Consider the following 19,488-nt stretch of genomic DNA (forward strand, 5'->3'; position numbering starts at 1 on the left):
CACATCTGATCGCCGAGGTCGACCCGGGCTGCCCGGAACCACGACGGCGGGGCGGCGGGGCCGTCCGTTCGGATCGCGGGGTACGCGGCCCGATCCGAAGGAAGACCCTAGACCTGGCCGGACAACTGTTCCGGCGCCGGGACTTCCGTACCGCCCCCGGTACCCGGTTCGACCCCGTAGGCGGCGAGTGCCTCCCGCGCGGCCAGCTTGGCGCTCTGCGCCAACTCGACCGGGGCCACGATCCGCCCGTCGCGCCCCAAGCGGAGCGCCAGTCTGCGCAACGACGCCGGAACCGGGGTACGCACCGTGATCCGCAGTCCGCCGTCCGGCAGTTCCTCCGCCCCTTCGTGCGGGTAGTACTCCGCCACCCATCGGCCGGCGGGACCCACCTCGACCACGACCTCCGGGTCATCGGCGGAGGGCTGTACCAGGGCCTCGGACAGATCCCGCAGCTCAAGCTCGGGCGGTGCGGACGGGGCGTCGAGCAGTTTGATCTCGGCCACCCGGTCGAGGCGGAAGGTGCGCCGGGCCTCCGAGAGCCTGCACCACCCCTCCAGATAGGTGTGCCCCACCGCGAACAGTCGGATGGGATCGACCTCGCGCTCGGTCAGTTCGTCACGTGCGGGCGAGTAGTAGCGCAGCCACAGCCGCCGTCGTTCGGAGATCGCCCGATCCACGTCGGCGAAGACCCCGCCCTCCGATTCGAAGGTCACCGAGAGCCGGGAACTGGCGCCCGCGGCCTCGCCCGCAGCCGCCTCCAGCTTGGCAGTGGCCCGGAGCAGCGCCTCCCGATCCCCTTCGCGGAGCCCCGGCAGCGTCGCCACTGCACGGGCCGCGACCAGCAGGGCCGTCGCCTCGTCCGCGGCGATCCGCAGGGGTTCGGCGACGTCGTCGGGGTTGTGCCACCAGATGTGGTCACCGTCGGTGTCGATGTCGAGGAGGTCGCCGCCGCGGAAGCTCGTCCCGCACATGGGCAACACATCGAGATCGGCGATCAGTTCGTCCTCGGTGATGCCGAAGGCGCGGGCGACGTCCCCGACGCGCGCGCCCGGGCGCTCCCGCAGATACGTCACCAGCGACAGCATCCGCCGGGTCTGGTCAATGGCGTTGGCGGCCATAGTCGTACGAGTCCCCCTCAGCCCTGTGCCACGGCGAGCAGCCGGTCCACCACTTCGGCCCGCAGATCAGCGGGCTCCACGACCACGACGTCCGGGCCGAACTCCACCAGCCAGGCGTCCAGCCCGTGTCCGTAGGGGATCTCCAACTCGTCCCAGTCGGCGTCGACCTCCCGCACGGACGTCGCCCGTGCCCGCAGCGGATAGCCGCAGTCGGTGCGCAATCTGATCCTGGCGGTACGGGTGGCCGTCTCCCCCGCCCAGCTCTCAACGGTCTCCCGCACAGTGACCACATCGGGCACCGGTGCGGTGAACGCACCGGCGCGGGAGCGGACCCTGCCGGTGATGCGCGAGAGGCGGAACACCCGCTCGGCGCCCCGCTCGCGGTCCCAACCGGCCAGGTACCAGTGTCCGCGCCAGCACTCCAACGTCCAGGGTTCGACCTGGCGCTGCTCGGGGCGGGCCGCTGTGGCCTTGCGGTAATCGAAGATCACGGGGCGACGGTCACGGCAGGCCAGCATCAACGGCTCGAAGGCGGCCTCACGCACCGGAATGCGCGGCTCCAGAGCAGTGAGCTGACTGTCGAAGGCGTCCTCGGCCTCGGGCATCCCTGCCGCGCGCAGTTTCTGGAGCGCGCCGCTGGCCGCACCGGCGAGCCGTGCCTGTTGCCAGACCCCCGCGGCGACACCCAGAGCGGCGGCCTCCTCGGCGTCCAGGGTGATCGGCGGCAGACGGTTGCTGTCCCTGCGGGCGAGGTAGCCCATCTCGCCGTCGAGGTTCTCGACGGTCTCGATGACCAGTCCGAGTTCCCTCAGATCGTCCTTGTCGCGCTCGAACATCCGGTTGAAGGACTCGTCGGAGCTGCCGGCGCCCTCCCCCGGCCCGAACGCCTCCACGTACGCCTCGATGGAACCGCGCAGTTCGCGCTTGGACAGCGGACGCCTCGTCCCGAGAAGGCACAGCGCCAGGTTCATCAGCCGTTCGGCCTTGGCAATCGCCATCGACGCCCTGCACCTCTATCTGATCGAGTCGCTTCCGCCCTGCTGACCGTACCGCCCCGGGGTGTCCGGACAAAAGCCGAAGGCCCATGCTCTCCAGAGCATGGGCCCTTACCGGCCGTTTGGTGGCCGAACGGCGAATACCGGTCAGACGGCGATCAGGTCACAGACGAAGATCAGCGTCTCGCCGGGCTTGATCGCGTTGCCGGCGCCGCGGTCGCCGTAGGCGAGGTTGGCGGGGATGATCAGCTGGCGACGGCCGCCGACCTTCATGCCCTGCACGCCCTGGTCCCAACCGGCGATGACCTGGCCGACGCCGAGCTTGAACTGAAGCGGATTGCCGCGGTTCCAGGAGGCGTCGAACTCCTCACCGGTGGAGAACGCCACGCCCACGTAGTGGACGGAGACCACGTCGCCCGCCTTGGCTTCGGGGCCGTCGCCCTCCCAGATGTCCTTGATCTCCAGCTTGGCCGGCGGCTCGCCGCCCGGGAAGTCGATCTCGGGCTTCTCGATGCTCACTACTACTGCTCCTCTGAATCGTGAACGCGGCAACCCGGACAGTCTTGCACTTCAAACGGGGTGACGCCGCCCGGGGCCGGCACCGGCCCGCGGGCACCTACGGCTTGGTCAGCAGATCGACCGTGAACACCAGCGTCGCGTCCTTGGGGATGCCCTGCTGCTCCTGGTCGGGGAAGCCCTGGCCGGGCGGGATGACCAGGAGGACACGGCTGCCGAGCTTCTTGCCGATCACGCCGTCCTTGATGCCCTTCACCGGGAGCTGACCCAACTGCCAGGTGATGGTCGCGTCCGACTGGTAGGTGCCTCCGAGCGGCTTCGCACCCTGCCAGACGTACGCGTCGTACTTCACGACGACGCTGTCCTTGGCGGTCAGCTCGGGGCCGGTGCCCTCCAGGACGTACGAGGAGACGAGGTCCTTCGGCGGGGCCGAGGCGGGGATGGTGACCTTGGGCGCCTTGCCGTCGGTGTTGGTGGCGACCTTGGGCAGGTCCTTGTTGTCCTGCGCGACCTCGGAGCCCTTCGCGGACACCGGCACGGTCTTCGCGCCCACGATGTCCATCACGAACACCAGCGTGGCATTGCCCTTGATGTCACCCTGGCCCTGCGCGCCGTAGCCGAGGTCCGGCGGGATCGACACCTCAAGACGGCTGCCGACCTTCTGGTTGGCCAGCGCCTTCTGCCAGCCCTCGATGACGCCGGGCGCACCGATCGTCACGTCGAACGGCTGGCCGCGGTCGAAGCTGTTGTCGAACGGCTTGTCCTCGTCCCACTCCTGACCGAGGTAGTTCACCTGGGTCAGGTCGCCCTTCTTGAGCACCTCGCCCTTGCCCGCGCTGATGACCTCGATCTTGAGCTGCTTGGGCGGGTCGCCCTCGCCCTTGGCCAGCGTCGGCTTCTCGCCGAACTTCGCACCGGCGGTGATGGCGGGCAGGCCGCCCTTGGACGAGACGGAGTCAGAGCCCTTGTCTTCGCTGCCGCAGGCCACTGTCGACAACAGCAGCAAGGGGACGACAACAAGGCCGGCTAGTCGGCGCACGTGTTCCTCAGATCTCAGACGTCACTACGGTCCCGGACACTCTAGGGCGTGCCAAGGGCCCCGCACGAAGAACGCACGGGGCCCGGGTGGCGTTCCAGACGTGTGTACGCGTCCGGCACCGCTCGCGACATCACATGCCCGCGATGAGCTTCTCCACCCTGTCGTCGACCGAGCGGAATGGGTCCTTGCAGAGCACCGTCCGCTGGGCCTGGTCATTGAGCTTGAGGTGGACCCAGTCGACGGTGAAGTCCCTGCGCTGCTCCTGCGCACGGCGGATGAAGTCGCCGCGCAGCCGGGCCCTGGTGGTCTGCGGGGGCACCGACTTGCCCTCGAAGATCTTGACGTCGTTGCAGATGCGGGCGGCCTGGCCCTTGCGCTCCAGGAGGTAGTACAGCCCGCGCCTGCGGTGGATGTCGTGGTAGGCGAGGTCTATCTGGGCGACCCTCGGATGCGACATGGTCATGTTGTGCTTGGCCCGGTACCGCTCGATGAGCTGGTACTTCATGACCCAGTCGATCTCGGTGCCGATCCGGTCGAGGTCCTGTGCGTCGATCGCGTCGAGCGTGCGGCCCCAGAGCTCCAGCACCTGCTCGACGGTTCCGGTGCGGATGCCGCGCCGATCGACGAAGTCCACCGCCTTCTCGTAGTACTCGCGCTGGACCTCCAGGGCGGAGGCTTCGCGTCCACTGGCGAGCCGGACCTTGCGCTGACCAGTGATGTCATGGCTGACCTCGCGGATCGCCCGGATCGGGTTCTCCAGGGTGAGATCGCGTATGACGGTGCCCGCCTCGATCATGCGGAGCACGAGGTCGGTGGCGCCGACCTTGAGCAGCATCGTCGTCTCGGACATGTTGGAGTCGCCCACGATGACGTGGAGGCGCCGGTAGCGCTCGGCGTCGGCGTGGGGCTCGTCCCGGGTGTTGATGATGGGACGCGAACGGGTGGTGGCGGAGCTGACGCCCTCCCAGATGTGCTCCGCGCGCTGGCTGACGCAGTACACCGCGCCGCGCGGAGTCTGGAGGACCTTGCCCGCGCCGCACAGCAGCTGGCGCGTGACCAGGAAGGGGATCAGGATGTCCGCGAGTCGGGAGAACTCCCCGTGCCGTGCGACCAGGTAGTTCTCATGGCAGCCGTAGGAGTTTCCGGCCGAGTCGGTGTTGTTCTTGAACAGGTAGACGTCGCCTGCGATCCCCTCCTCGTGCAGACGCCTTTCGGCATCGACAAGTAGACCTTCGAGAATGCGCTCGCCTGCCTTGTCGTGCGTGACCAACTCGGTCACGTTGTCGCATTCGGGTGTGGCGTATTCCGGATGCGAACCCACATCGAGATACAGACGGGCGCCGTTCCGCAGGAAGACATTGCTGCTGCGGCCCCAGGAGACAACTCGGCGGAAGAGGTAGCGCGCCACTTCGTCAGGTGACAGTCGGCGCTGTCCCCTGAACGTGCACGTGACGCCGTACTCGTTCTCCAGCCCGAAAATGCGGCGGTCCATGTCTGAACATTACGCCTCAAGCCCTGAGCTGAAACCGGGTTCGGCGGCCCCGTTCCGATCATTTTCCGTTGCGGGCTCCCCCTGTCCGGAAAGGCCGCTGCCGAAACCCACGATGTCGTTGGTGCGTTCGGGAGCCGCCAGGACCCGCTGGGTGGCCACCAGGACCACGAGGGCGGCGATGCCTCCCGCACCCGCGACAGCGAAGCTCCAATCAGTGCCGCCCCACTCGGCGGCGGGGCCCGCGAGCGCGGTTCCGGCGGCGGCTCCCACGCCGAACGTCGTGACCAACCAGGAGAACGCCTCCGTCACCGTGCCCCTGGGCGCATGGCGGTCCACCACGATGAAGGCGCAGGCGATGGCGGGGGCGAGGAACACACCCGCGACGGCCGACAGGACGGTCATCAACACCACCCCCGGTGTGAGCACGAGGGGCAGATAGCCGAGGGCCAGCAGGGCGATCAGCACCATGAGGCGACGCTCGGGGGCACCGGCCCACTGCCGTGCCCCGTAGCAGGCGCCGCCGATGAGCGCGCCCAGCCCGAGTGCGGCCATCAGTATCCCGTAGACGGACTCCCGGCCGTGGTCGTCCGCGTACGAGACCCCCGCGACGGTGATGGAGCCGAGCGCGAGTCCGACGAAGAAGAACGAACCGAGCAGGGCCAGCAGTCCCGACGAGCGCAGGGCCCCCAGCCAGTGGGCGTCGCGCGGGGCGGAGCGCCAAGACCGGGAGGGTTCGGACAGGACCACGGAGAGCGCCCCGAGCACCCCCAGCGCATTGATCACCAGCAGGGCCGCGCCCGCCGACCAGAGGGAGACCACCACGGTGACCAGCAGCGGGCCGAGGGTGAACATGATCTCCTGGGCGACCGCGTCCATGGCGTAGGCGCGGTGCACCCGGTCCTGGCGCCCGAGCACGTTGGGCCACAGGGCACGCAGTCCCCCTTCCAGGGGCGGGGTGAACAGCCCGGCCAGGGCCACCGCGGCGTACGCCAGCGGCAGCGAGCCGATGCCGACCGCGGCCAGCAGCACCATGCCGAGCGCCGACACCACGGCTGCGGGCAACTGCACCTTCGGCTGGCCGTGGAGGTCTATCGCGCGCCCCAGGAGGGGCTGTCCTATCGCCGTGGCGATGCCGTACGCAGCCGCGAGACCGCCGGCGAGGGTGTAGCTCCCGCCCTCCGCCCTGGTGAACAGGACGATGGCGATGTGTGCCGTGGCGTTGGGGAGGCGCCCGACCAGGGTGCCCGCGAGCAGACGGGCCGCGTGCGGCGCCTTGAGGATGTCCGCATATCCGGTGGCTCCGGTGGCCTTGGCACCCATGGTCCGCCCCTCTCCCCGACACCCACCGGAGTGTTACGTATAACTTCCGGCGTCATACGTACCATGTCGACAGTCCGCGGGTCTACTGTGCCGCCGCCCGCGGCGCGCCCGGCACGGGCACCGGGAACAGGCGGCTCCAGCGAGCCCGAGGACGGCGACCATGGCGAACGGCTCCGCACCGGGCGCGGGCCTGCGACAGGGCGACGGGGGCCCCGGCGCAGCACCGGGAGCCCGTCCCACCAGTCGGGACGTCGCCCGCGCGGCCGGTGTCTCCCAGGCGACCGTCTCGCTCGTCCTCGGCGACAAATGGCGCGGCCGGGTCTCCGAGCGCACCGCCGAGTCCGTCCGCACCGCGGCGAGCGCCCTCGGCTACCGTCCCAATCTGGCAGCCCGGAACCTTCGACTCGGCAGTACCAGGACCGCGCTCCTCGTCGTCCCGGCCCTCACCAACGAGTTCTTCGCCCGTGTGTACACGGGTGCCGCCGCCCTCGCCGCCGACCACGGCTTCGGCGTGGTCATCTACCCCTCACCCGACGGCATCGGCCCCGCGAAGAACCCCTTCGCCTCGGCGCGCGCCGCACTCGACGGGGTCATCGCCTCGTCCATGGCCGCGAAGGCACTGTCCGACCTACGGGGCGCCGACCTCCCGCTGGTGATGCTCGACAGCGACCCCGCCGACCGGGAGGCGGCGGCCTGCGTCAATCTGGACATCGGCGACGGCATTCACCAGGTGGCACACCACCTCCTGGAACTCGGCCACCGGCGCTTCGTCCATCTGGCGTCCGCGGTCCCCTCCTGGACCTTCGACGTACGTGCCCGCGCACTGGCCGATGCACTCGCCGGCGTCGCCGGGACGTCGGTACGGACCGTTCGCGCGCCCTTCGACGTGGCCACCGCACGCGATGCGACCCGGCACGCCCTGACCGCGCCCGGCGCACGGGCGACCGCCGTCGTCTGCGACAGCGACATCCTCGCCGCGGGAGCCTGCAAGGCCGTGCGACGGCTGGGGCTGAGCGTCCCGGGCGACGTGTCGGTGACCGGGTTCGACGACCTCGCCCTGTCCGTCGCCGTCGAACCGGAACTGACCAGCGTGAGCCTGCCGGCGGAACGGGTCGGCGAGCGGGGCATGTCGGCGCTGCTGGCCCTCCTCGCGGGCGAACCGGTCACCGAAGGTGATCTACCCGTCTCCTTGGTGGTCCGGGGCTCCACCGCGGCGCCCTCCCCGTCCTCGGGCTGAGAACGGCCGGTACCCCGCCCCACTCCAGGGGTGTCCCTGCCACGGAAATGCCCCGGTCCCTCCTGATGCGGAGGGCCGGGGCACCTTCGGGTCTTCGGGTCGACGAGCGGGCTACTCCTCGCCGCCCTCGCTCTCCTCGGTGTCCGAGGGGGCGTCCGTCGGGGCCGAGGCCGCGCCGTCCGCCTCCAGCAGCCGGACCAGCTGCCGTCCCACGATCCGCTTGAACTTGCGCTGCTGCGGTCGCGTACGGTCCAGGACCGCGACCTCAAGGCGATCTGCGGGAATCTCCCGGTCCGCGCCGTTGGGCTGGTTGGACAGCGCCTGGACGGCCAGCTTGAGCGCCTCCGCGAGCGACATCCCCTCGCGGTGGCGCTGGTCGAGGAAGGTGCTGATCTGCTCGGCGCTACCGCCGACCGCCACCGAGCCGTGCTCGTCCACGATCGAACCGTCGTGGGGAAGGCGGTAGATCTGGTCGCCGTCCGCGGTGGCTCCCACCTCGGCGACGACCAACTCCACCTCGTAGGGCTTCTCGGCCGCGCTGGAGAAGATCGTGCCGAGTGTCTGGGCATAGACGTTGGCCAGACCGCGCGCCGTCACGTCGTCCCGGTCGTAGGTGTATCCGCGCAGGTCGGCGTAGCGCACACCGCCGATGCGGAGGTTCTCGTACTCGTTGTACTTGCCGGCCGCGGCGAACCCGATCCGGTCGTAGATCTCGCTGAACTTGTGCAGGGCGCGGGAGGGGTTCTCGCCGACGAAGACGATGCCGTCGGCGTATTGCAGCACAACGAGGCTGCGTCCACGGGCGATGCCCTTGCGGGCGTACTCCGCCCGGTCCTGCATGGCCTGGGCTGGGGAGACATAGAACGGTGTCGTCACCGGCTATCCATCCCTTTCTGTCAGTGGCATGGGCGCACCGCCCGGCGGCGGGCAGGGAAACATCAGAGCAGCGCGGCGCGCGGACCGTCGGGCTGTTCGAGGCGGCGCTCCAGGATCGAGCGGGCGATCTCGGCGGACTCCTCGGCGTTGAGCTTGCGAACGCCCTCCTCCGTGATCACGGCGACGATCGGGTAGATCCGTCGGGCCACGTCGGGCCCACCGGTCGCCGAGTCGTCGTCGGCCGCGTCGTAGAGCGCCTGGACGACCAGCGTGGTCGCCTGCTCCTCGGTGAGGTCGTCGCGGTACAGCTTCTTCATCGCGCCGCGGGCGAAGATCGAACCCGAGCCCGTCGCGGCGTATCCGTGCTCCTCGGACCGGCCGCCGGTCACGTCGTAGGAGAAGATCCGGCCCCTCTCCCGATCGACGTCGTAGCCCGCGAAGAGCGGTACGACGGCGAGGCCCTGCATGGCCATGCCGAGATTGCCGCGGATCATCGTGGAGAGCCGGTTCGCCTTGCCCTCCAAGGAGAGCTGGGTGCCCTCGACCTTCTCGAAGTGCTCAAGCTCCAACTGGAAGAGCTTGACCATCTCCACTGCGAGGCCCGCGGTGCCGGCGATGCCCACCGCCGAGTACTCGTCGGCGGGGAAGACCTTCTCGATGTCGCGCTGCGCGATCATGTTGCCCATCGTGGCCCGCCGGTCACCGGCGAGCACCACACCGCCGGGGAACGTGGTGGCGACGATGGTCGTGCCGTGCGGCGCCTCGATCGCCCCCTGGAGCGGCGGCAGGACGCGCTTGCCCGGCAACATCTCCGGGGAGTGCGCCCCCAGGAAGTCCATGAATGAGGACGAGCCAGGCGTCAGGAAGGCAGCTGGTAGACGCCCGGTGCTACGAGTGTTGGCTTCCACGCGTTTCCCTCCAAGTAAGCGGCAGCGCGACGGACGGTGCGGGGCTCATCGCCCAACTCGCCGATGGCCGAATTGCAGTTGAAGCACGATACGCCACGGACACTACCCGCCTTGTGACGGTGATCCACATGTGTGGTGGAGGCAGATACATCCGATTCCTCGGGCCGGTGGACGATCACCCTGCCCCGCCCGGCCTCGGCCGTGCCGTGCGGCCACGGGAGCCGGGCCGGTTCGCCCTGGATCCTCCCAGGTCGCCCGGTGGGCGGAAACAGCGGGGACAGCCCGTGCCGATCCATCACGCGCCGTGCGTGTCGAACGGCTGGTGACCACGTCCGCACAGTGATCAGTCGATCATCCCAGGCACCGGAGATCCCGCTCCGAGAACCGCTCCGACGGGCGCGGGAAAAGGAGCCCCGGACACTGTCGACCTTATGCCTGATATCCGTCGCGGGAAGCCCCCCATTCTCTGCAAAGGCTTCCCGCAACAGCGCGGGGCGACGGCGAGGACACCGCTTCACTCCGGTATTCCCGACCGTCCCGGCAATATCAGATGGACTACTGTCCGCCCTTCTGGACGAAGGACCTCACGAAGTCCTCCGCATTCTCCTCCAGGACGTCGTCGATTTCGTCGAGGACGGAATCGACGTCGTCGCTGAGCTTCTCCTGGCGCTCCTTGAGGTCCTCGGAAGCCTGCGCGTCCTGCGCCTGCTCCTCGACCTCCTCCGTGGAACGCGTGGCCTTCTGCTGTCCGCCGCCGGTGTCCTTCGCCATGTCCCTCACCCCGCTCGGTTCGCCCTGATGTGAGTCGGTTCGGTCAAGATCAGACCCTACAAGCCGGGTCGGACATCGGCCCGGCACTTTTCCCAACGTCCGGGGGCCACCTCCATGATTCCCGGAGATGATTCCCGAACGGGAACCTTTTAGCCGCCGGAGAGGACCCGAACCAGATCTTCCGCCGTCCGACAGCGGTCCAGCAGCTCCTTGACGTGGTTGCGGGTGCCGCGCAGCGGCTCCAGGGTGGGCACCCGCTGCAACGAATCACGGCCGGGAAGGTCGAAGATCACCGAGTCCCAGGACGCCGCGGCGACGTCGTCCGCGTACTGCTCCAGGCATCGACCGCGGAAGTAGGCCCGGGTGTCCTCGGGAGGCTTCTTGCCGGCCCTCAGCACGTCCTGCTCGTCCAGCAGGCGCTTCATCTTGCCGCGGGCCGCCAATCGGTTGTAGAGGCCCTTCTCGGGCCTCACATCGGCGTACTGGAGGTCGACCAGGTGGAGCCGTGCGGCGTCCCAGTCCAGGCCGTCCCGCCGCCGGTAGCCCTCCATCAGTTCCTTCTTCGCGATCCAGTCCAGTTCCCCGGACAGGCTCATGGGGTCGTTCTCCAACCGGTTGAGCGTGTCCTCCCAACGGATCAGGACGTCCTTGGTCTGCTCGTCCGCGTCGTCGCCGAAGCGCTCCTCGACGTACTTCCGCGCAAGTTCGTAGTACTCCATCTGGAGCTGGACCGCGGTGAGTGTCCGTCCGCTGCGGAGGGTGATCACCCGGGTCAGACCGGGATCGTGCGAGATCTGGTGCAGGGTGCGAACCGGCTGGTCGACGGCGAGGTCGACCGCGATAAAGCCGTCTTCGATCATGGACAGCACCAGGGCCGTCGTCCCCAGCTTGAGATAGGTCGAAATCTCGGAGAGATTGGCGTCTCCGATGATGACGTGGAGCCTTCGGTACTTCTCAGCGTCGGAGTGCGGTTCGTCGCGGGTGTTGATGATCGGGCGCTTCAAGGTGGTCTCCAGCCCCACCTCGACCTCGAAGTAGTCCGCCCGCTGACTGATCTGGAAGCCGTGTTCGTGGCCGTCCTGCCCGATGCCGACCCGGCCGGCACCGGTGACGACCTGCCGGGAGACGAAGAACGGCGTCAGATGGCGCACGATGTCCGAGAAGGGGGTTTCCCGCTTCATCAGGTAGTTCTCGTGCGTCCCGTAGGAGGCGCCCTTGTTGTCGGTGTTGTTCTTGTAGAGGTGGATCGGCTGGGCGCCGGGGAGCTGGGCGGCCCGCTCCGCGGCCTCGGCCATGATCCGCTCGCCCGCCTTGTCCCACAGCACCGCGTCGCGGGGATTGGTCACCTCGGGTGAGCTGTACTCCGGGTGGGCGTGGTCGACGTAGAGCCGGGCCCCGTTGGTGAGGATCACATTGGCCAGGCCGATGTCCTCATCCGTGAGCTGGCTGGAGTCGGCGGCCTCACGGGCGAGGTCAAAGCCGCGGGCGTCCCGCAGCGGGTTCTCCTCCTCGAAGTCCCAGCGGGCGCGGCGCGCCCTGTGCATCGCCGCCGCGTAGGCGTTGACGATCTGGGACGAGGTGAGCATGGCATTGGCGTTCGGATGGCCCGGAACGGAGATGCCGTACTCCGTCTCGATGCCCATTACTCGCCGTACGGTCATGCGGCCCTCCTTGCCCTGCGACACTCCCCTTCCGGGAGCGTCGCTCAAGTACCGCTGGTGCTCCGATGCGCGCTGCGGTGCCCGACCCCGCGGCACGCGACTCGGCGGTACGGATGAGCCTAGAACGCTGTCGCGCCGGTGGGGAGATCAATTACGTCTTTGCCGGGGTGTGGCCGGACCTGTGGGGAAAGCAACCGGCTGCGGATGCCCGGCCGGGGGCATCCGCAGCCGGTGTGCCTCCTACAGGTACTGACCGGTGTTGGCCACCGTGTCGATGGAGCGACCGGTGTCGGCGCCCTGCTTTCCGGTGACGAGAGTGCGGATGAAGACGATCCGCTCGCCCTTCTTGCCGGAGATACGAGCCCAGTCGTCCGGGTTCGTGGTGTTGGGCAGGTCCTCGTTCTCCTTGAACTCGTCCACGCAAGCCTGGAGGAGGTGGGAGACGCGGATGCCCTTCTGGTTGTGGTCGAGGAATGCCTTGATGGCCATCTTCTTGGCCCGGTCGACGATGTTCTGGATCATCGCGCCGGAGTTGAAGTCCTTGAAGTAGAGGACTTCCTTGTCACCGTTGGCGTACGTGACCTCCAGGAAGCGGTTCTCCTCGGATTCCGCGTACATCTGCTCCACGACCGACTGGATCATGGCGTGGGCGGCGGCGGCCTTGGAGCCGTTGTGCTCGGACAGGTCGTCCGAGTGCAGCGGCAGGGTGGACGTCAGGTACTTGGCGAAGATGTCCTTCGCGGCCTCCGCGTCCGGACGCTCGATCTTGATCTTCACATCGAGTCGGCCGGGGCGCAGGATCGCGGGGTCGATCATGTCCTCGCGGTTGGAGGCGCCGATGACGATGACGTTCTCCAGGCCCTCCACACCGTCGATCTCGGCGAGGAGCTGCGGGACGATGGTGTTCTCCACGTCCGAGCTGACACCGGATCCACGGGTGCGGAAGAGGGACTCCATCTCGTCGAAGAAGACGATGACGGGGGTGCCCTCGCTGGCCTTCTCCCTGGCCCGCTGGAAGACCAGGCGGATGTGCCGCTCGGTCTCACCGACGTACTTGTTGAGGAGTTCGGGGCCCTTGATGTTGAGGAAGTAGCTCTTCCCCGCGGGCTGACCGGTGACTTCGGCGACCTTCTTGGCAAGGGAGTTGGCGACGGCCTTGGCGATCAGCGTCTTGCCGCAGCCGGGGGGACCGTAGAGCAGGATGCCCTTCGGGGGACGCAGCTCGTGCTCTTTGAAGAGGTCGGGGTAGAGGTACGGCAGCTCGACGGCATCGCGGATCAGCTCGATCTGGTTGCCCAGCCCGCCGATCTTGTTGTAGTCGACATCCGGAACTTCTTCGAGGACGAGCTCTTCGACCTCGCTCTTGGGGACCACTTCGTAGACGTAGCCGGACCGAGGTTCGAGCAGCAGGGCGTCACCGGGACGGATGGTGATGTCCAGCAGTGGTTCGGCGAGCCGCACCACCCGCTCTTCGTCGGTGTGACCGACCACCAGGGCCCGCTCGCCGTCCTCAAGGATCTCCTTGAGGGTGACGATGTCCCCGGCGCGCTCGAACGCCATGGCCTCGACCACGTTGAGCGCTTCGTTGAGCATGACTTCCTGGCCGCGTCGGAGTTCCTCAAGCTCGACGCTGGGGCTGACGTTCACCCGGAGCTTGCGGCCCCCGGTGAAGATGTCACAGGTGCCGTCCTCGTTGGCGTGCAAGAAGACACCGAAGCCTGCCGGCGGCTGTGCGAGCCGGTCGACCTCTTCCTTGAGGGCCACGATCTGGTCGCGGGCCTCACGGAGCGTGTTGGCAAGTCGCTCGTTCTGTGCGGACACGCCGGCCAGATTCGTCTGCAACTCGACGATTCGCTCTTCGAGAATCCTCGTGTGCCGCGGAGAGTCGGCGAGCTTGCGGCGCAGGACGGCGATTTCCTGCTCTAGGTAGGCGACCTGGCCGGCTGGGTCTTCAGACCCCCGCCCCGGCCGGATGCCGCGGTTGATGTCGTCGTCGTGGGCTGCCACGGTCCTCACCTCCTCCAAGGGGAGCTGGACGCTTCCTGACCCTACCTGCGTGGGTGGTGATTGAAACCCCTAGATCACAAAGAGGATGGGGGTGTGTCCGATCTTCACCCTTGCGCTCTCCCTCACGCCAGGGGAATACCCACCCATCAACATCGGAAAGCGGCCGGTTGTATCGTCGAAGCGTTCAACACCCGTCAGACCCCGCGCGACTTGCCTCACTTTCGGTCACATCGCCGAGGGTCGCGCCACTCGGCGATGGAAACGGCAGGAGACATGAGCGTGCAGCACGAGGCCCCATCCGAAGCCACTGCGGAGGCACTGGAGGTCTGGATCGACCAGGACCTCTGCACCGGGGACGGGATCTGCGCCCAGTACGCACCGGACGTCTTTGAGCTGGACATCGACGGCCTCGCCTATGTGAAGAGCGTCGACGACGAGTTGCTCCAGGACGCCGGCGCGACAACGCCCGTACCCCTGCCACTCCTCCAGGACGTCGTGGACTCGGCGCGGGAGTGCCCGGGAGATTGCATCCATGTACGACGCGTTTCGGACAGCGTAGAGATCTACGGCCCCAACGCTGAGTAACAATTCAGATACATAGCGTTCCCACCGCTAGAGGTGCACCCTTTGGACGGATTTCGCCCTACAGCGCCTGATCCGATGTGTTGTGCGTCGTACGGAGGAACTTACCGCCCGTCCACCGCCATTCCACGCTCTCGCTCTCGTCCGGGCAGCAGCTGGGCACTTCGGGCGACGAGTAGCCGAGCAGGGTCGCGGTGATCGCTCCGTCCCTGAGGGCGAGCTTGCTCACACTGCGCTGCGCCCGCGGTTCCACCAGGGTCGCCACGACGCGCGGGGCCTGATCGACTACGGCGGTCAGGACGAAGAGGCCCGCCGGCGGAGTGCCGGACCCCGCATCACACCGTGCTGCCACCACCGTCTCGGGCCTGCCGTCACCGTCGAGGTCGCCGCTGGCGCGTTCGGTGATCAGGCTCGGCACGCCGGGACACTCCAGCGGCAAGGGCACCCCGGTCGGGTCGGGCGCCTGCGCTGGCGCTGCGGCGATCGCCGTGCCGGGCTTCGATCCGGCCGCCCCCGCCGTCGCCCTGTCGGGCTGGAGCCATCCGGCGAGAGCCACCACCGCGGCCATCGCGGTCGCCGTGGCGAGCCAGTGCACCGGGCGGGTCCGCGTGTGCGCGAGGTCCGGGACGGCGGAGGTCTGCACGCGTGAAGTCTCCTGAACATACGGAGCCGGCGGAGGTGTCGGCGGCGGACGGGAGGTTTGCATCGTGCCACACGTCACAGCTACGGGGAACAGCGGGGTGGGCACCGGCTCATGGGGAGTCGGCGCCCGCTTCCGGGTACTGCACTTCACAACGCCACAACGCCGCCTCCGAGTTCCCCAGTGCGAAGTGCACCGGATGGGGAACTCGACGGCGGCGTCGGGTTTCTGTCGTGGCGTCAGCCCTTGTTGGGGCCTTCGTAGTCATCGCCGTAGGCGCCCTTGGCCGGGCGGCGGCGGCGCATCGGGGGTTCCACACCGTCCGCGAGGCGGCGCGCGGTCACCAGGAAACCGGTGTGACCGATCATGCGGTGATCGGGACGGACCGCGAGTCCCTCGACGTGCCAGTTGCGGATCATGGATTCCCAGGGCTGTGGCTCGGCGAAGCAGCCGATCTCCCGGATGGACTCCACGGTCCGGGCGAGCTGGGTCGTGGTCGCCACATAGCAGCAGAGGATGCCACCGGGGACCAGGGCCTTGGAGACCGCGTCCAGACACTCCCAGGGAGCGAGCATGTCCAGGATGACCCGGTCCACATCGGCGTCGTCGAGGTGGTCCTGGAGGTCACCGACGGTGAGCCGCCAGGCCGGGTGCGGACCGCCGAAGTAGCGCTCGACGTTCTGCTGGGCGATTTCGGCGAAGTCGGGGCGGCGCTCGTAGGAGTGCAACATGCCGTGGTCACCGATGGCGCGGAGCAGGAAGGCGCTGAGCGAGCCCGAGCCCACTCCCGCCTCGACGACCCGCGCACCGGCGAAGATGTCGGCGAAGGCCAGGATCTGCCCCGCGTCCTTGGGGTAGACCACGGCGGCGCCGCGGGGCATGGACAGGACGTAGTCGGGGAGCAGGGGGCGCAGCGCGAGGTAGGCGACGTTTCCCGTGGTTCGGACAACACTGCCCTCAGGAGCGCCGATCAGCTCGTCGTGCGGGAACGACCCTTTGTGGGTGTGGAAGTTCTTTCCCGCTTCGAGCGTGAACGTGTAGTGGCGTCCCTTGGGATCGGTGAGCTGGACCTGGTCCCCGACTTTGAAGGGCCCGCGACGGCGGGCGGCACCGGTCGGTTCGGACATGTGACCAGCCTACCGGCCGCTCAGGGGGCCGGAGACCAGGGCCGCCGCCCGCCGGCGGGGTGGACGGCCCACGGAAGTGGAAGCACCCGTCCGGTGCGTCCCGGCTCAGCTGCCGGGGCGGGCCATCGCGGCGACGAAGGCCCGCTCGACGTCCGCTGTGGACAGGACTCCGTAGATCTCCCCGGAATCCTCGATCACCAGGTACTCCGTGGCGGGGGTGGCGCGCAGTCGGTCCAGGAGGGCTTCGCCCGCGAGCTCCGCGGGCAGCCTCATGTCGTCGGTGAGGTCCTGGGCGAGACCGCCGACGGCGACCCAGGGCCGGCGGTGTTGCGGCACGCCGACGATGGCGCTCTCCCGGACGAGTCCCATGGGGTCGCCCTGTCCGTCGACGACGACGAGGGCACGGGCACCGGCTTCGTTGGCGCGGCGCAGGGCCTCCGAGAGGGGGGTGTCGGACTCGACGGGAACGGCGCGGCGGGTCAGCGTGCGCGCTTCGAGTTCCGGGAGGTGCTCACGGAGCCGGGCGACCCGCAGGCTGTTCCCCGCCCCGGTCCAGATGATCGCGGCGAGGATGGCGGCCAGGAGTGCGTCGGTGACGGTCTCCATGCCTCCCATGTCCTGGGCGGGACTGCCGAGGACGCCGGCGTGGGTGAGGAGGGGCAGCCCGATCAGGACGGCGACGGCCAGCGCCCTGCCGACCCAGGCGGCGGCGATGGTGCCGCTCATGGGCTTGCCGGTGATCTTCCAGACGACGGCACGCAGCATTCGGCCGCCGTCCAGCGGCAGCCCGGGCAGCAGGTTGAAGGCGGCGACGATCAGATTGGAGATCATCAGGCCGGCCAGCAGGACACCGGGGACCGTGCCGGGCTCGACGGTCTGCATCCCGAGGTAGAAGACTCCGGCGAGGACCAGGGACAGGAGTGGTCCGACGAAGGCGAGGATGAACTCGCGGCCGGGGGTCTCGGACTCCTTCTCGATCTCGGAGACGCCGCCGAAGAACTGGAGCTGGATGCGCCGCACGGGCAGCTTGAAGCGGAGCGCGGCGATGGTGTGCGCCAGTTCGTGGACGAGTACGGAGGCGTAGAAGGCGACGGCGAAGAAGAGGGAGACGAGGTACCGCAGGCCGCCGAGGTCGGGCAGGACGCGGTCGAGCTGACCGCCGAACACCCAGGTGATCAGGGCGGCGACGAGGAACCAGCTGGGGGCGACGTACACGGGCACGCCGAAGGGGCGGCCCATGAGGAGACCGCCTCCCGGCCCTTGGCGACCTTCGGGGCGCCGCGGCTTGCCGTCCGGAGGGGTGCCCTGGGGGGCCGGTCCCTCCGTTCCGGTCTCTGCTCGCTCGCGCTCGCCTCGCCTGTCGTCCTCGTTCACGGGTTCCCTTCGTCTTGGGGTGCGCTGTCGATGCGCGGACCCGGGCCCTTCGATCATGCAGTCTTGGGGCTCTGACGTCGATGGTATTGCGCTCGCTGTCAGTGGCGGGCCGTAGGGTCTGCGTCATGAGTACGAGCCAGCAGTCCTCGCCGGGTGGACCGCCCATGTCGCTTTCGCCTTCGCGCGCGAGCGATTTTATGCAGTGTCCCCTGCTGTACCGGTTCAGGGTGATCGACCGGCTTCCCGAGAAGCCGAGCGAGGCGGCCACCCGGGGCACGCTGGTCCATGCGGTGCTGGAGCGGCTGTTCGACGTCCCAGCGGGCGAGCGTACGCCGCCGCGGGCGAAATCGCTGGTTCCGGCACAGTGGGACCGGCTGCTTGAGGCCCGGCCGGAGCTGGGCGGGCTGTTCGAGGGGGATGCGGACGGCGAGCGGCTGGGGCGCTGGCTGGGTGAGGCCGAGTCCCTGGTGGAGCGCTGGTTCGCCCTGGAGGACCCAACCCGGCTGGAGCCCGCCGAGCGCGAGATGTTCGTGGAGACGGAGTTGGAGTCCGGCTTGCGGCTGCGCGGTGTGATCGACCGGGTGGACGTGGCACCGACGGGCGAGGTGCGGATCGTCGACTACAAGACGGGCAAGGCGCCGCGTCCGGAGTACAGCGAGGGCGCGCTGTTCCAGATGAAGTTCTACGCCCTGGTGGTGTGGCGGCTGCGCAAGGTGGTGCCCCGGCGGCTTCAGCTCGTCTATCTGGGCAGTGGGGACGTGCTGACGTACGACCCGGTGCCGGCGGACCTGGAGCGGGTCGAGCGCAAGCTGTTGGCGCTGTGGGAGGCCATCAGGCAGGCGACGGAGTCGGGGGACTGGCGTCCGCGTCCGACGAAGCTGTGCGGCTGGTGTGATCATCGGGCGGTCTGTCCTGAGTTCGGAGGCACTCCCCCGGTTTATCCGTTGAGCATTTCCCCGGCCGGTGCGTCGCAGGATGGTCAGGGCAGAATGGGTCTTGACCAATTGTGAGGAGTTGCCCGTGGCCATCCGCGTTCTACTGGTCGATGACCAACCTCTGCTGCGCACCGGTTTCCGGATGATTCTGGAGGCCGAGCAGGACATCGCGGTCGTCGGCGAGGCCGGGGACGGTCTCCAGGCCCTCGACCAGGTGCGGGCCCTCCAGCCCGATGTGGTGCTCATGGACATCCGGATGCCCCGGATGGACGGGGTGGAAGCGACCCGTCAGATCTCCGGTCCGGGGCGGGACGGTCAGGCGAAGGTCCTGGTGCTGACCACCTTCGACCTCGACGAGTATGTGGTGGAGGCGCTGCGGGCGGGGGCCAGCGGGTTCCTGTTGAAGGACGCGCCCGCCAATGAGCTGGTGCAGGCCATCAGGGTGGTTGCGGCCGGTGAGGCGATGTTGGCCCCGAGCATCACCCGGCGGCTGCTCGACAAGTACGCCGGACACCTGCCGTCGGGCGAGGAGCCGGTGCCGGACACTCTCCACACGCTGACCGATCGCGAGGTGGAGGTCTTGAAGCTGGTGGCGCGGGGCATGTCGAACGCCGAGATCGCCGCGGATCTGTTCGTCAGCGAGACGACGGTGAAGACGCACGTGGGCCATGTGCTGACCAAGCTGGGGCTGCGGGACCGGGTGCAGGCCGCCGTCTACGCCTATGAAAGCGGTCTGGTGCGCCCCGGGGCCCAGTGAGCGGGCGATGGGGGATGTACAGCGGCGGGGGGGGGGGGGGGCGCGGGGGGCGGGGGGGGGGGTGGTGGGGTGGGTTCGTATTCTTTAAATTAATATAAAATTACAAAAAAAATAACTCACAAACTGAACGTAC

At 68.5% G+C, this 19,488-nt stretch carries 19 protein-coding genes; 4 read left to right on the forward strand and 15 right to left on the reverse strand.

Going from position 1 to position 19,488, the window contains the following annotated elements:
- Positions 1-107: 107 nt before the first annotated feature.
- From ABZ348_RS27475 to ABZ348_RS27500, 6 genes are all read right to left on the reverse strand, one after another.
- Positions 108-1,118, reverse strand: a complete 1,011-nt coding sequence (locus ABZ348_RS27475) for a WYL domain-containing protein (RefSeq protein WP_358937461.1) — start codon at positions 1,116-1,118, stop codon at positions 108-110.
- Between the two features lie 17 nt (positions 1,119-1,135).
- Positions 1,136-2,116: a WYL domain-containing protein gene (locus tag ABZ348_RS27480; RefSeq protein ID WP_358937463.1), complete on the reverse strand. Its 981-nt coding sequence runs from the start codon at positions 2,114-2,116 to the stop codon at positions 1,136-1,138.
- 144 nt (positions 2,117-2,260) lie between these two features.
- Positions 2,261-2,632: an FKBP-type peptidyl-prolyl cis-trans isomerase gene (locus ABZ348_RS27485; protein WP_358937465.1), complete on the reverse strand. Its 372-nt coding sequence runs from the start codon at positions 2,630-2,632 to the stop codon at positions 2,261-2,263.
- Between the two features lie 97 nt (positions 2,633-2,729).
- Complete coding sequence (locus ABZ348_RS27490) at positions 2,730-3,668, reverse strand: FKBP-type peptidyl-prolyl cis-trans isomerase (protein ID WP_358937467.1); 939 nt, start codon at positions 3,666-3,668, stop codon at positions 2,730-2,732.
- Positions 3,669-3,798: 130 nt separating this feature from the next.
- The gene (gene pafA, locus ABZ348_RS27495; RefSeq protein WP_329016342.1) at positions 3,799-5,160 is read right to left on the reverse strand and encodes a Pup--protein ligase; all 1,362 of its coding nucleotides are present in this window, start codon (positions 5,158-5,160) and stop codon (positions 3,799-3,801) included.
- Between the two features lie 9 nt (positions 5,161-5,169).
- A complete protein-coding gene (locus ABZ348_RS27500; RefSeq protein ID WP_358937469.1) occupies positions 5,170-6,480 on the reverse strand; it encodes an MFS transporter in 1,311 nt (436 codons plus the stop codon).
- Between the two features lie 160 nt (positions 6,481-6,640).
- Here ABZ348_RS27500 and ABZ348_RS27505 point away from each other — a divergent pair, with 160 nt between their 5' ends.
- Positions 6,641-7,717 carry a LacI family DNA-binding transcriptional regulator gene (locus tag ABZ348_RS27505; RefSeq protein ID WP_358937470.1) on the forward strand — a complete coding sequence of 359 codons (1,077 nt, stop codon included), beginning with the start codon at positions 6,641-6,643 and terminating at the stop codon, positions 7,715-7,717.
- Between the two features lie 111 nt (positions 7,718-7,828).
- On the opposite strand, the gene prcA is transcribed toward ABZ348_RS27505, so the two are convergent.
- The 6 genes from prcA to arc form a co-directional block, all read right to left on the reverse strand.
- Complete coding sequence (gene prcA, locus ABZ348_RS27510; RefSeq protein ID WP_358937472.1) at positions 7,829-8,593, reverse strand: proteasome subunit alpha; 765 nt, start codon at positions 8,591-8,593, stop codon at positions 7,829-7,831.
- 62 nt (positions 8,594-8,655) lie between these two features.
- Positions 8,656-9,501, reverse strand: coding sequence for a proteasome subunit beta (gene prcB, locus ABZ348_RS27515; RefSeq protein ID WP_358937474.1), 846 nt, complete (start codon positions 9,499-9,501; stop codon positions 8,656-8,658).
- On the reverse strand, positions 9,453-9,797 hold the full coding sequence (locus tag ABZ348_RS27520; protein WP_358937499.1) for an endonuclease domain-containing protein: 345 nt from the start codon (positions 9,795-9,797) through the stop codon (positions 9,453-9,455). The genes prcB and ABZ348_RS27520 overlap by 49 nt, the downstream gene beginning before the upstream one ends.
- 259 nt (positions 9,798-10,056) lie before the next feature.
- Positions 10,057-10,272 carry a ubiquitin-like protein Pup gene (locus tag ABZ348_RS27525; RefSeq protein ID WP_329016359.1) on the reverse strand — a complete coding sequence of 72 codons (216 nt, stop codon included), beginning with the start codon at positions 10,270-10,272 and terminating at the stop codon, positions 10,057-10,059.
- Between the two features lie 149 nt (positions 10,273-10,421).
- On the reverse strand, positions 10,422-11,933 hold the full coding sequence (gene dop / locus ABZ348_RS27530) for a depupylase/deamidase Dop (RefSeq protein WP_358937476.1): 1,512 nt from the start codon (positions 11,931-11,933) through the stop codon (positions 10,422-10,424).
- 240 nt (positions 11,934-12,173) lie between these two features.
- Positions 12,174-13,940 (reverse strand): proteasome ATPase, encoded by a 1,767-nt coding sequence (gene arc, locus ABZ348_RS27535; protein WP_358937478.1) that lies wholly within the window; start codon positions 13,938-13,940, stop codon positions 12,174-12,176.
- 273 nt (positions 13,941-14,213) lie between these two features.
- Here arc and ABZ348_RS27540 point away from each other — a divergent pair, with 273 nt between their 5' ends.
- The gene (locus ABZ348_RS27540) at positions 14,214-14,525 is read left to right on the forward strand and encodes a ferredoxin (protein WP_358937480.1); all 312 of its coding nucleotides are present in this window, start codon (positions 14,214-14,216) and stop codon (positions 14,523-14,525) included.
- A gap of 58 nt (positions 14,526-14,583) precedes the next feature.
- On the opposite strand, the gene ABZ348_RS27545 is transcribed toward ABZ348_RS27540, so the two are convergent.
- The 3 genes from ABZ348_RS27545 to ABZ348_RS27555 all read right to left on the reverse strand — a co-directional run bounded on the left by ABZ348_RS27545 (position 14,584) and on the right by ABZ348_RS27555 (position 17,663).
- Positions 14,584-15,165, reverse strand: coding sequence for a hypothetical protein (locus ABZ348_RS27545; protein WP_358937482.1), 582 nt, complete (start codon positions 15,163-15,165; stop codon positions 14,584-14,586).
- 236 nt (positions 15,166-15,401) lie between these two features.
- Positions 15,402-16,289: a tRNA (adenine-N1)-methyltransferase gene (locus tag ABZ348_RS27550; RefSeq protein ID WP_358937484.1), complete on the reverse strand. Its 888-nt coding sequence runs from the start codon at positions 16,287-16,289 to the stop codon at positions 15,402-15,404.
- 105 nt (positions 16,290-16,394) lie between these two features.
- On the reverse strand, positions 16,395-17,663 hold the full coding sequence (locus ABZ348_RS27555; RefSeq protein WP_358937485.1) for a site-2 protease family protein: 1,269 nt from the start codon (positions 17,661-17,663) through the stop codon (positions 16,395-16,397).
- A 125-nt stretch (positions 17,664-17,788) separates the two neighbouring features.
- On the opposite strand from ABZ348_RS27555, the gene ABZ348_RS27560 reads away from it, so the two are divergent.
- Both ABZ348_RS27560 and ABZ348_RS27565 read left to right on the forward strand, forming a co-directional pair.
- The gene (locus ABZ348_RS27560; RefSeq protein WP_358937487.1) at positions 17,789-18,673 is read left to right on the forward strand and encodes a RecB family exonuclease; all 885 of its coding nucleotides are present in this window, start codon (positions 17,789-17,791) and stop codon (positions 18,671-18,673) included.
- 10 nt (positions 18,674-18,683) lie between these two features.
- The gene (locus ABZ348_RS27565) at positions 18,684-19,355 is read left to right on the forward strand and encodes a response regulator transcription factor (protein ID WP_358937489.1); all 672 of its coding nucleotides are present in this window, start codon (positions 18,684-18,686) and stop codon (positions 19,353-19,355) included.
- Positions 19,356-19,488 lie beyond the last annotated feature (133 nt).

Source organism: Streptomyces sp. NPDC005963 (assembly GCF_040638655.1).
GTDB lineage: Bacteria > Actinomycetota > Actinomycetes > Streptomycetales > Streptomycetaceae > Streptomyces.

What these genes read in the sequence shown, in the direction of transcription:
- ABZ348_RS27540 (WP_358937480.1), top strand. Translation starts at nt 14,214, where the DNA reads ATGAGCGTGCAGCACGAGGCCCCATCCGAAGCCACTGCGGAGGCACTG.
- ABZ348_RS27550 (WP_358937484.1), bottom strand. Translation starts at nt 16,289, where the DNA reads ATGTCCGAACCGACCGGTGCCGCCCGCCGTCGCGGGCCCTTCAAAGTC.
- ABZ348_RS27560 (WP_358937487.1), top strand. Translation starts at nt 17,789, where the DNA reads ATGAGTACGAGCCAGCAGTCCTCGCCGGGTGGACCGCCCATGTCGCTT.
- ABZ348_RS27500 (WP_358937469.1), bottom strand. Translation starts at nt 6,480, where the DNA reads ATGGGTGCCAAGGCCACCGGAGCCACCGGATATGCGGACATCCTCAAG.
- ABZ348_RS27520 (WP_358937499.1), bottom strand. Translation starts at nt 9,797, where the DNA reads ATGGATCGGCACGGGCTGTCCCCGCTGTTTCCGCCCACCGGGCGACCT.
- ABZ348_RS27475 (WP_358937461.1), bottom strand. Translation starts at nt 1,118, where the DNA reads ATGGCCGCCAACGCCATTGACCAGACCCGGCGGATGCTGTCGCTGGTG.
- ABZ348_RS27480 (WP_358937463.1), bottom strand. Translation starts at nt 2,116, where the DNA reads ATGGCGATTGCCAAGGCCGAACGGCTGATGAACCTGGCGCTGTGCCTT.
- ABZ348_RS27525 (WP_329016359.1), bottom strand. Translation starts at nt 10,272, where the DNA reads ATGGCGAAGGACACCGGCGGCGGACAGCAGAAGGCCACGCGTTCCACG.
- pafA (WP_329016342.1), bottom strand. Translation starts at nt 5,160, where the DNA reads ATGGACCGCCGCATTTTCGGGCTGGAGAACGAGTACGGCGTCACGTGC.
- dop (WP_358937476.1), bottom strand. Translation starts at nt 11,933, where the DNA reads ATGACCGTACGGCGAGTAATGGGCATCGAGACGGAGTACGGCATCTCC.
- ABZ348_RS27505 (WP_358937470.1), top strand. Translation starts at nt 6,641, where the DNA reads ATGGCGAACGGCTCCGCACCGGGCGCGGGCCTGCGACAGGGCGACGGG.